Source organism: Pseudoramibacter alactolyticus ATCC 23263, from assembly GCF_000185505.1.
GTDB classification, from domain to species: Bacteria; Bacillota; Clostridia; order Eubacteriales; family Eubacteriaceae; genus Pseudoramibacter; species Pseudoramibacter alactolyticus.
On sequence record NZ_GL622359.1, the window covers coordinates 21,236 to 33,397 of the forward strand.

A 12,162-nucleotide genomic window follows, 5' to 3' on the forward strand; every position below is an offset into this window, starting at 1 on the left:
CACAGAAAGCCCCGTCTTTTTTTGATACACTGGGTTCAAACAGAAAAATAACCGGCCCTTGGCCGGGCACCGAAAGGAGATATCATGGGTTTATTGGATTTTTAAAGGGTTTTGATATTAACGCCGGCGTGGCGGCGTTTAAACAGACGGCGCAGGCGGTGCTTTTGGACGTGCGCACCCCGGGAGAATTCCGGGAGGGGCGGATCCCCGGCGCGGTGAACTTGCCCCTGCAGCAGATTGCTTCAGTGGAAAAAAAGGTAGCGAACAAGGAAACCCCGCTGTTCGTGTATTGTCTCAGCGGGGCGCGCAGCGGGCAGGCCGTGGCCAGGCTTAAGGCCATGGGCTACACGCAGGTGCGGAATATCGGCGGGATCAGCGGTTACCGCGGCCCCCTCGAAGGATGAGAAGGGAGAAGGTGATCAGATGAAAGTTGTGATTGTGGGCGGGGTGGCCGGCGGGGCCACGGCGGCGGCGCGGATTCGCCGCCTGGACGAACATGCGGAAATTGTGATCTTTGAGCGCTCGGGTTATATGTCCTACGCCAACTGCGGCCTGCCGTATTATATCGGCGGGGTTATCACCGACCCCGAAGCCCTGTCGCTGCAGACGCCGAAAAAATTCTGGGATCGCTTTCGGGTGGCGGTGCGGGTGCGCCACGAGGTGACGGCCATCGACCGGGTGGCCAAAACCGTGAGCGTGCGCAATCTCGAAACAGGGAAGATTTATGCGGAAGGCTACGACCGGCTGCTGCTTTCCCCCGGGGCCAGGCCAACGCTGCCGCCGGTGCCGGGGGTCGACCTCGACCGGGTGATGACCCTGCGCACCGTGGAGGATACCCTCCGGATCCGCCGATTCGTCGAGACCCGTCAACCCAAACGCGCGGTGCTGGTGGGCGGGGGCTTCATCAACCTTGAGGTGGCCGAAAATCTTTTGGGTCTCGGCGTGGCGGTGACCATCGTTCAGCGGCCGAAGCAGCTGCTGGCGCCCCTCGACCCCGACATGGCGGCTCTGGTGCACAATCTCTTCCGGGAAAAGGGGGCCGAGCTTAGGCTCGGAGGCAATTTGACCGCTTTTGAGGCCGAAGGCAACGGCGTTCGGGCAGTGCTCGCCGGGGGCGAGACCATTGCGGCGGATATGGCTGTTTTGGCGGTGGGCGTTACCCCGGACAGCCATCTGGCCGCCGACGCGGGCCTGACCACGGGCATCAAGGGGAGCATCGTGGTGGACGATCACCTGGTTACTTCCGATCCGGCGATTTACGCCGTGGGGGACGCGGTGCAGGTGCGCCACGGGGTGAGCGGTCAATCGGCCCTCATCGCCCTGGCGGGGCCGGCCAACCGGCAGGCGCGCATCGCGGCGGATAATATCTGTGGCGGCGACAGCCGCTACGACGCCTCCTGGGGATCGTCGATTATCAAGCTTTTCGATCGGACGGTGGCGAGCACGGGGATTAACGCCAAAACCGCCGAGGCTGCCGGAATGCCCTGGGATCAGGTGGTGCTCGCGCCCAACCCCCATGTGACCTATTACCCCGGCGCCCGCCCCATGACCATGAAGGTGATTTTCGCCCCGGACAGTGGCCGCATCCTCGGGGCACAAATTGTGGGCTTCGAAGGGGTGGACAAGCGCATCGACGTGCTGGCCACAGCCATCCAGGCGGGGATGACCGCCGCGGGGCTCAAGGCCCTCGATTTGGCCTATGCCCCACCCTATTCCTCGGCCAAGGACCCGGTGAACATGGCCGGCTTTATGATTGAAAATCTGCTGACAGGCAAGGTGAAGCAATATCACAGTGACGATGTGGCGGCGCTTCCCCGGGATGGCAGCGTGACCCTGCTGGATACCCGCACCTCGGAGGAATACGCCCGGGGTCATGCGGCGGGATTTATCAATATCCCCCTGGACGATCTGCGGGAGCACCTCGAGGAAATCCCCGCCGACCGTCCGGTCTATGTTATATGCCAGAGCGGGCTGCGCAGCTATCTGGCCTGCCGAATCCTCACGCAGGAGGGTTTTGACAGCCGGCATTTCGCCGGAGGCTACGGCTTTTACGCCGCGGTGACCGCCGGCACTCCCGTCGCCCGGGCGGCAGGGGACTGCGGCCTGGTGCAGGCCTGAACCACATGATGCTTGCCGTCGGGTGATGCCCGGCGGTTTTTTTATGCCTGCGGGCCGCCGGTTCTCGATGGCATCCAGATCTTCCGAGAAACGGCCACGGCCCGAAAACAAAAGCAAGGAGGCATTTAAAGAAATTTAAAATGAAATTTGGATGAAAATAGCGGAAAATGGTTGAAAAAGAATCAAAATAAGCGATAATGAATAAAAGTGACGGAAAATGCTTGACATTAATCATTAATGCCACTATACTGACATTAAAAGTGAGGAGACCTATGTTAACAAAAGGCAGACAAAAAATTATTCTTCGTGTGTTGCAGGAACGGGGATCGGTGACGGTATCGGAGCTGACGGCGCTTCTGGATAGTTCAGAATCGACCATTCGCCGGGATCTGCACGCAATGGACAGCGAGGGCTTGCTTAACAAGGTGCACGGCGGTGCAACGGCCATCGAGTCGGCCCCCTTTTCCACCAGAGAAAGCACCATCGGTCTTAAGCGCACCCAACAATTGGCGGAAAAACAGGCCATCGGGAAGCTGGCAGCCGGTCTCGTCGGGCGGGAGGATTTCGTCTTTGTGGATTCCGGTTCGACCACCGAGGCGCTGGCGGCAGCCATTGCGGATCCGGCGGCGCTGGCGGCGATATATGTCACCAACGGCCTCATTCAGGCGGAATTGCTTTTGCGCAAGGGCTGCACGGTGTACGTACTCGAGGGGCGGCTGCGTGCCGAGACCGAGGCCATCGTCGGTTCCGGGGCCATGCTCAGCCTTGAGAAATACCAGTTTACGATGGGCTTTTTCGGCACCAACGGCATCGATCTCGAGCGGGGATACACCACGCCGGACGTTGAAGAATCCCAGATCAAAACCTCGGCCTTTGCCCGCTGTGAAAAGCCTTTCGTGCTGGCCGACGCTTCCAAATTTAACCAGATCACGCCGGTGACCTTTGGCGATCTTGCCGGCGCTACCATCGTCACCGATCGCCTGCCGGATGCCCGCTATGGGCGCTACACCACCATTATGGAGGCCAACAAATGATTTATACGGTAACTTTTAATCCTTCGCTGGATTATATTGTCGATGTGGAACATTTTACGCCGGGGCAGGTCAATCGGACCACGGCCGAGCTGATGTTCCCCGGGGGCAAGGGCATCAACGTGTCCATCGTGCTCAAGAATCTGGGGATCGGCTCGGTGGCTTTGGGCTTTATGGCCGGCTTCACCGGGCGGGAAATCGCCGCCAGGCTCACGGATTATGGCGTGGTCAGCGATTTTATTACCATTAAACACGGCCTGAGCCGCATCAATTTAAAATTGCGCAGCGACGAAGAATCGGAGATCAACGGCATGGGGCCGGCGATTGCCGACGCGGATATCGCGAAGCTTTACGATAAACTGGATGTGCTGAAGGCAGGGGATACCCTGGTGCTCGCGGGCAGCATCCCGGCGAGCATGCCCGGCGATGTGTACGAAAAAATCATGGCGAGGCTGGCCGGCCGCGGCATTGCCATCGCGGTGGATGCCACGAAGGATCTGCTGCTCAACGTGCTGCCTTACCATCCTTTCCTCATCAAGCCCAATAACCACGAGCTGGGCGACATGTTCGGCGTCGTTCTGAAAACCGATGACGAGATTGTGGCTTATGCGAAAAAACTGCAGGCCAAGGGGGCGCGCAACGTGCTGGTCTCGATGGCGGGAGACGGGGCGATTTTCGTGCCGGAAGACGGTCCGGTGCTCAAGTCCGCGGCGCCGAAGGGCGTGGTGAAGAATTCCGTGGGCGCCGGCGATTCGATGGTCGCCGGATTTTTGACCGGTTACACCCGAAGCGGCGGCGACATGGCGGCCACCTTTAAAATGGGGCTGGCTGCTGGCAGCGCCAGCGCCTTTTCCGATCAGTTGGCCACCGAGGCCGAAGTGAAAAAAGTATTCGATACGATTCCGGCGATCCAAACATTCAGTTAAGAGCGTTCCGAAATCATGGCAGGATTCAAATTTAAACGCAGGGGGAAACAATGCGCATAACGGATTTACTCAAAAAGGAAGGGATCGAGCTTAACGGGCCGTCCGCTTCCAAAGAAGCGACCATCGCGAAGATGGTCGATCTGATGGCGGCCACCGGCAATTTAAGCGATCCCGAAGGCTATAAGGCCGCGGTGACCAAACGCGAAGGCGAAGGCACCACTGGCATCGGCGACGGCATCGCGATTCCGCACGGCAAAACCGCCGCGGCGAAGAGCGCCGGCCTGGCCTGTATGGTCTGCAAGGACGGCACGGAATACGAGGCGATGGACGGCCAGCCCGTCAATTTGATCTTCGCCATCGCGGTGCCGGATAATTCCGACGACACCCATCTCGAGCTGCTGTCAAGGCTGTCGATGATGCTGATGGATGAAGGTTTTCGCAAAGATCTGATCGCCTGCACCGACAAGGATCAGTTCCTTGCGATTATCGATGCCAAGGAAACGGAAAAATTTGGCCCGGCCGAACCGGAACCGTCAGCTAAAGAGACGGCCAAAGTCGGCTACGATATTCTGGCCGTGACCGCCTGTCCCACGGGTATCGCCCACACCTATATGGCGGCAGAGGCCTTGGAAGAAAAGGCGAAGCAGCTGGGCTATACCGTGAAGGTGGAGACCAACGGATCCGGCGGGATTAAAAACGAATTGACCGACGAAGATATTGCGAATGCCCGGGGCATCATCGTTGCAGCGGATAAGAAAGTTCCGATGAACCGCTTCGACGGCAAGCGCGTGCTCATCACCAAGGTGGCGGACGGCATCAACAAGCCGGAAGCGCTGATTAACGACGCGCTGTCGGGCAAGGCGCCGGTGTTTCGCGCGGACGGCGCGGCCGAAGTGTCTGCCGGTGACGACAGCCAGGAAGAATCCGCCGGACGCAGGATCTATAAAGATCTGATGAACGGCGTTTCCCACATGCTGCCCTTCGTCATCGGCGGGGGGATCATGATGGCGCTGTCCTTTCTGCTTGACGCGGGCAACGTCGGTTCCTCCTTCGGGACGGGCAATTGGTATGCGGCGTTTTTCAACAAGGTGGGCAACGGGGCCTTCGCCTTCATGCTGCCGGTGCTCGCCGGCTATATCGCCATGTCCATCGCGGACCGTCCCGGCCTTGCGGTCGGTTTTGTCGGCGGCTGGCTTGCCAAAGAAGGCATTGTCTTCCGCACCTACAAGGGCCATTTTGCCCTGCTGTATCCCGAGCTTAGCGGCGTGACGCTCGTCTCGGCCGGTTTTCTCGGGGCCATGGCAGCCGGTTTTATCGCCGGTTACCTGGTGCTCGGTCTCAAAAAACTCTGTTCGCACCTGCCCGAATCTCTGGAGGGCATCAAGCCGACGCTGATTTATCCCTTTGTCGGCATCTTGCTCATCGGTATCGTGATGACGATTATCAACGTACCGCTGTCGGCACTGAACAAAGTGTTATACACCGCCCTTGAAAGCATGGGCAATAGTTCGAAGGTCGTGCTCGGACTGATCCTCGGCGGGATGATGGCCATCGATATGGGCGGCCCCTTCAACAAAGCGGCCTACCTCTTTGGCACCGGCATGCTCGCCTCCAACAACTTCTCGGTGATGGCCGCCGTCATGATCGGTGGGATGGTGCCGCCGCTGGGCATCGCGTTGGCGACCACCTTCTTCAAAAGCCGTTTCACCAAGCGGGAACGCCAGTCCGGGATCTCCTGCTATGTGATGGGCCTGTCCTTCATCACCGAAGGGGCGATTCCCTTCGCGGCGTCGGATCTGGGCCACGTGATTCCCAGCTGCATCGTGGGCTCGGCGGCAGCCGGCGCGCTCTCGATGGTGTTTAACTGCACCCTGCGCGCCCCTCACGGCGGCATCTTCGTCTTCCCGGTGGTCGGCAACTGGCCGATGTATCTGGTGGCGCTGCTGGCAGGCTCGGTGATCACGATGATCCTGCTCGGCATCCTCAAAAAGCCGCTGTCACCGGAAGAATCCGGCCTTGGCCAATAATCGGATATTGGCCACGCCCCGCGCCTAAAGTGCAGGGAAATGAACAGAAATAAAAGTGCGCTGATTTTTAAATGTATCAGTTGAAAAACTTTGAAAAAGATTGAAAAAAGATTGGCATTTATTTAGGCACGTGGTAAAATAATGCCAGAACAACACCTTATCGTTTCGAATAATTAAAGTTTAAGGAGAACAACGATGAAAGAATTTACGTACACCATCACAGATCCGGCAGGGATTCACGCACGTCCGGCAGGTATTCTGGTTAAAAAGGCGCAGCCTTACGCATCTGAAATCACCATCGACAAGGACGACAAACAGGCGAATGCCAAGAGCATGCTCTCTGTGATGGGCCTGGGCGCTAAAAACGGCGATGTGATTGTCGTCAAGGCGGACGGGGCCGATGAAGCGGACGCCGCTGCTGATCTGGAAACTTTCTTCAAAGAAAATCTTTAAGCCGATGATCGTCGGAGTTCAGGCTCCGAGATTCACACAGCGCTGAGCGGAGACCTTTCTTCCGCCGGCGCTGTTTTTGATTGCAAGAAATACAGCGCATATAAAAACAGGCAGAAGGCGTTTTTTTTCCGTTAGCAAAGCCGGGCTTATGTTACAATAAGGGCTACAAACTCAAGCTGCGGGCAAAATGCGAACACAAAAGGGGGAGAGTCATGCCGAATTCATTTTCATCAGGCGGCGATGCTGCGGCGCAAGCCGACATTATGCGGGCGCTGGCGCGGACTGCCAACCCCGACGGCGCCCGAAACGGCGATGAATACGAACGCATCAAGGCTGAAAGGGCTAATCAGAATCCCGATTCAAAAAAGGAGGCGGAGCAAACCATGGCGGACAGACGGGAGCAGAGAAGACCAACGACGGTGCTGGCCAGCGGGCGCACAGCGGATGAAGTATCGCCGCGCCCCGGCCATATGAGTGGGGCCAGGCACACACGCTTGGCCAGTCAACCCGGAGACGGCGAACAGAGGACGTCGGACTCCCGGCCGGCTGCCGGCGTGAATCAGCGCATTCGCCGGACGGGGACGACTTTGGCCAGCGGACGCACGGCAGATGAAGTATCGCCGCATCCGGGGCATTTGTCAGATTCATCTCATACGCAGTTGGGCAGTGCGCCGGCGGCCGAAACGCCGCCGGCCGTCCCCCCGCGCCGGCGGCGGAGCGGCACGGTGCTGGCCAGCGGTCACACCCCGGATGAAGTGTCGCCCCGGCCCGGCCATCCGCCCGGTGGCTCGGTCTATACCAATTTGGGCAGCGGCGGCGATGAAGATGATGCACCGGCAGCGGATGACGGTTATGTCGAAATGCCCTCGCGTCAGGCAGGCATCAAGCGTACGAAAACCGTCCTTTCTTCCGGGCATTCCTTTGCCGAGGTCTATACGCAGGAAGGCGTTTCGCCGGACCTCGACCAATTTCTCACCACGGATCAGGCGGTGAAGGCGGCGGAAGAAGGTCTGGAGGCGGTGGCCCAGGAAGTGATGGGGGATGCGGCGGCCGATTCACAGACGGCATCGCCCGAATCGCCGGACGACGTTCCGGAAGCAGGGCCCGACGCCGTTTTGGAAGAAGCGCCGGAAGTCACTGATGCGGGGCCGGCGGTCGAAGACACCGAAATGGTGATCGAGGAACCGGAAGCGTCAGAGCCGGCAATCGGCACTGCCGCCTCAGCGGCAGCGGATGAAGGGGCCGGCGATGCGACGGCGGCTGAATCGGCAGCAACCTCAGTGATGCCCCGGAGCGGGCTCAGCTTTTCCGAGCAGATTGTGGCGGCGGGGGGATCGGTGCCCGGCGCGGCGGAGCTGACCGCGGTTCAAAAGGGCAGCGGCCGCATTGACGACACCTGGTCGACCTTGTCGGATTACGAAGTGAAATGTATGATTGACAAGGCGATTTTAACCGATGGCAAAGTGCGCGTGCCGGATGTTCTCATCGATTTTTTTGGCGCCGAATACCGGGAAAAGCGCGTGGTTTTTCTTTTCGAAGGGCGGGAATTTCCGTCTTATCTCGAAAGCGCGAGCGGTGAGGGCGCCTATACCCTCACTTTCAGCCGGGCACTCAGCCGCAAGCTCATGGGGATCTTTTCCCAGTATGACGATTTTTTTGCCCAGGCACCTTCGGCCGAGAAAGACGCGGCCTGGCCCTATCTGGCGATTGAAAAATTGGACGAGGGCGAGTTTTCAGCTAAGCTCATCATGCGGGACGACGAAGCGCTGATGCGCAAGCAGAGGCTCTTTGATTTTATCGGGCCGGGCAAATCCCTGGCCGGCTTCGCCGATTCTTACGAGCTGCTCTTTTTCAAGCAGTATTTGACGCAGGCCGACAATTTGTGGCGGGCCGACGTCTTTATGGTGGCCGGCGGTGTGCAGCAGTTTTACAAAGAGCGGATTGCGTCGGGCAAAGCGCAGGATCCCAAGGCGGTCAAAACGCTGGGCACCATGGCCGACGCAGGCCTCGATGCGGTGCTCGACTTTTTGATGGACGGCCCCTATCAGGCTTATGCGGCGGATGGGTTTATTCAGACCAGTCAGGAGGGTGAGCATTTTTACTTTGCGATGGACCGCGACCTGATGGATGAGCTGTCGATGGACGACAAGAACACGATGGCTGCCCTGCTCGACGAGAAAATCGATTATTATTTCGGTCGCCTTGACGGTCCCAGTCTTCAGGAAAATCTGGGTACCTGGCTCGATGGTTATGCTGATTATTTTGAACGCGATTTCCGTTATTCCTTTAAAGACGTGATTACCGAGCAGATCCCCGGCAGCATCGAGGGCCTCGGCCTCATCGACAGCCGCCGCTACAAGGTGGTGGGCTTCGCCGGCGAGGAGGACTGGGCCGAAGTTCCCTGGGTGGAGATCCTCGACAAGCAAATCGCCCGTTTGCCCAACACGGCGGTGGCGGTGAAATATCTGCTGAGCAAGGACAGCCGCAAGCTTTATCTCGCGTTGACCGTGGGCATAAAACAAATCCAAAACGCCATTATCAAAGCCGGTCAGCTTGATCCGGAGGAAAACCGCAAGGCTTTCGAGATGGCCGTCAGCGACGAAGTGGGGCCCCAGGTGGCTCAGCTGCGCAGTTTGATCAATCCGGAAACTTTCAGTGCTGACACTGATGTCATCGACTTCGATGATCTGCGTTTTAAAGACGCCGTGGTTTTCTATCGGGAATACGACGGCGCCGTGCCGGCGGAGGCTATTTTGGAGAGCGATTTAGCGGCCATGCTCGCGGTTTACGACACCTATCTGCACCGCTGCGTGCTGAAGGACGAAGCGGCACCCAGGCCGGAAGTACCGGTCGAACCGCCGACAAAAGAGGAAGTGACGCCTGATGTGCAGACGCCCGACGATTCAGAGGAAACAGGGGGGCTGAATGATGTCCTTGACGCGTCGTTGGATGATGACGGCGTCGATTTCGATGATTTGGACGACCTGGATGCGTTCGACGATCTGGCGGACCTGGACGATTTTGATTTAGCGGATGTGGACGAGCCCGATGATGCGGGCACATCCAAAGCGGCAGCGGAATCGGAGACGGTGCGTGCGGCACTGACTTCTGAAACGAGCGAGCCGGCAGAAGCTGACATAACAAAAGCGGCGCCGCAAAGGAGCGATGAAGCGTCGGCGGGGCAGCTCGCGTCAGCGGAGGACGCGGCACCGGCGACATCCGGCTCATCGGCTGTTGAGGAAGCGTCGGCCAATCCCTTTGATCACGTTATTTCCGATGTGATGGCGGCGGCGATCAACGGCAAAAACGGCGAAGAGGAAACCCGTTCCATCGCAGCGCATGATGAAGCTCAAGTGCAGCAGGTCCAGACCGCCGCAGAGCCCGGCTCGGATGAAGCGCCTGGCGTTAAAGTGCCGAAACCTCAGCCGGCAATGGCGGCACAGCCTGAAGCGTCTCGGCCATCGCCGGTTGTCGAATCTGAGGCTGGTGTGAGGCAGCCTCCGGTGCAGATGGCCGTCCCTGAGCAGCCGGTGGTGAATGCGGCGGCCGGGCCGGTGCCCGGCGGCCAGACACCCTATGCCCAGGCAGCAGTGCAGGTGGTGACAAACGGCGGCGGCCTCACGAAGGAAGACCTGGTCGCCGTGCAAAAAGTGATGCTTCAAGCCCAGCTCAAGGCACAGAAGGCCATGCTCAAAGCCGAGCGCAGGCAGCAGCTCGCTGCGGAAAAACGGGCGAAGGCTCTGGCGCCGGCGCCCCGGAGCCGGGCGGATCTGCGCACCGATGAAGCCATGCAGGAAACACCCCTCGATATGGCGGGGCTCATGCGGCAGATCACCCACTACATTTCGGCCGGCGGTTTTCAGTGTGATGCGGGCGATGTGACCGATCTCTTCCTCACATTGAAGGCCGGATCTCTGGCGTTAATTACCGGCGGAGCCGGTATTGATAAGGTGGCTTTTGTGCGTCTTTTTGCCGAGGCCGTGGGGGCGGACGCGACCAACGGCCGCTTTAAGCGCGTGCCGGTGCGGCCGGGCTGGGAGAACGGCGACGGGCTGCTCGGCACATTGGGCGAGGGCGGCAAGTTTGTGCCTGGGGCCATTACCGATGTGGTGGCCGCCGCGACGGAGAATCCGGATAAACCCTACTTTGTCTGCCTGGATGAGATGACGCTGGTGCCCATTGAGAAGTATTTTTCCGAGGTGCTCTCGGTGATGAACAGCGCGCGACCGCAGAACGGCCGCCTGGTGACGGATCCCTTGCTGGGAGTCGAGGCCTTCGGCAACGACACCGAGGCCCGGGACTATTATGGCGATTTGACCCTGCCGGACAATCTCTTTTTCATCGGGACCGTCAGCAATGAAGAGGCGCGCCACGGCGTCAGCAAGCGGCTGATCGAGCATGCGGCGGTGATCGAGCTCGGCCCGCAGGATCTGTCGCTGGTGCCGCCGCCGGTCGCCGTGCCCCGGCCCTATCGATTAAAAAGCGATTGCTTCCGCCGGGATATCTTTTCCCTCTCGGCGGTGGTCAATCATCGCAAGACCATCACGGACATGGTAACCTTGCTCAATGTGATTAACGAGATTTTGCGCCGGGCCGACGCCCAAATCGGTTTCCGGGTGCGGGACGAAATCTGTTTCTTTTTGTATTACAATGCGGAGTACGGCCTGATGGCGCCGGAAACCGCCATCGATGACACCATTGTCCAGAAGATGATCCCTCGGATTGCCGGGACGGCGGCAGAAATCGAAACGGTGCTGCGGGAATTGTTTAAGATCTGCGCCGGCACCCAGGACGACGACGCGATTGATGAGCCATTTGATCCGGCATCGGGGCTTTTCCCTAAAAGCGCAGCTAAACTGGCCGAGATGGCTGCTCAGCTGAGCGTGTCGGACAGGGCCTCCTATTGGAAACTGACTTAACGCTTAACGGTAAAACTTAAGGCAATCATAACCCGAGGCGTTTTTTCGGGTGATGATTGCTTTTTTTAAGGATTCTGCTTTAGACTTAGGAGCGTATCAAAAATTAATTTAAGGAGTTTTTTAAAATATGGAAACAAAAGTGGCAAAAAAGAAAAGCTGGAAGCCGATCGTGCTGAATATTCTTGGTATTATTTTCGCCGTGGCCTTTTTCTACGGTATTTTTTATTCAGTGCAGTCCGTTGCATCCACGGTCGCCCAGTATAAAGCCATGGGAACGAATATTCCCGGAAGTTATGTCGTGCAGCAAATTATTTCTGCGATTATGAACGTGGCGTTGCCGTCGCTGTTTTTCAGTGCGGGGTCGTTTTCGCTGGCGTATCTGATCGGCAAGGCAGAACAGGGCGTGGCTCCTGCCGCCGATGAAACCGCGACAGAACCGGTTGAAGCCGCGGAAGCGGTGGAAGAAACCGCCGCGGACGAAGCGGAAAAAGCTGACGATAACGAAGCAGCCGACGAAGCGATCGAAGCAGAGGCAAAAGAAGACGCTACAGAATAAAGTGTTAAACACAAAAAGGCGATGCTCACGGCATCGACTCACGCTGTCAAGAAAAACTTCTATCGCGTAAGGAGGTACCTGTACCGCAAACCGACACTGGTAGGCAGGGAGAGAATCCTAAGATGAGCGGGA

Annotated in this window: 8 protein-coding genes; all 8 read left to right on the top strand. The window is 58.4% G+C overall.

Going from position 1 to position 12,162, the window contains the following annotated elements:
- A partial coding sequence (locus HMPREF0721_RS00085) for a rhodanese-like domain-containing protein (RefSeq protein WP_006597442.1) occupies window positions 1-404 on the top strand: 404 nt, incomplete at its 5' end.
- Window positions 405-423: 19 nt separating this feature from the next.
- Complete coding sequence (locus HMPREF0721_RS00090) at window positions 424-2,118, top strand: FAD-dependent oxidoreductase (RefSeq protein WP_006597443.1); 1,695 nt, start codon at window positions 424-426, stop codon at window positions 2,116-2,118.
- 272 nt (window positions 2,119-2,390) lie between these two features.
- Entirely contained in the window at window positions 2,391-3,152 is a 762-nt protein-coding gene (locus HMPREF0721_RS00095) for a DeoR/GlpR family DNA-binding transcription regulator (protein WP_040639799.1), read from the top strand.
- The gene (pfkB, locus tag HMPREF0721_RS00100; RefSeq protein ID WP_006597445.1) at window positions 3,149-4,075 is read left to right on the top strand and encodes a 1-phosphofructokinase; all 927 of its coding nucleotides are present in this window, start codon (window positions 3,149-3,151) and stop codon (window positions 4,073-4,075) included. Before HMPREF0721_RS00095 ends, pfkB begins: the two co-directional genes overlap by 4 nt.
- A gap of 50 nt (window positions 4,076-4,125) precedes the next feature.
- The gene (locus tag HMPREF0721_RS00105; protein WP_006597446.1) at window positions 4,126-6,102 is read left to right on the top strand and encodes a PTS fructose transporter subunit IIABC; all 1,977 of its coding nucleotides are present in this window, start codon (window positions 4,126-4,128) and stop codon (window positions 6,100-6,102) included.
- Window positions 6,103-6,297: 195 nt separating this feature from the next.
- Complete coding sequence (locus HMPREF0721_RS00110; RefSeq protein WP_006597448.1) at window positions 6,298-6,555, top strand: HPr family phosphocarrier protein; 258 nt, start codon at window positions 6,298-6,300, stop codon at window positions 6,553-6,555.
- A gap of 212 nt (window positions 6,556-6,767) precedes the next feature.
- Window positions 6,768-11,474: an MrcB family domain-containing protein gene (locus tag HMPREF0721_RS00115; RefSeq protein ID WP_006597449.1), complete on the top strand. Its 4,707-nt coding sequence runs from the start codon at window positions 6,768-6,770 to the stop codon at window positions 11,472-11,474.
- 127 nt (window positions 11,475-11,601) lie between these two features.
- Entirely contained in the window at window positions 11,602-12,030 is a 429-nt protein-coding gene (locus tag HMPREF0721_RS00120) for a hypothetical protein (RefSeq protein WP_006597450.1), read from the top strand.
- Window positions 12,031-12,162 lie beyond the last annotated feature (132 nt).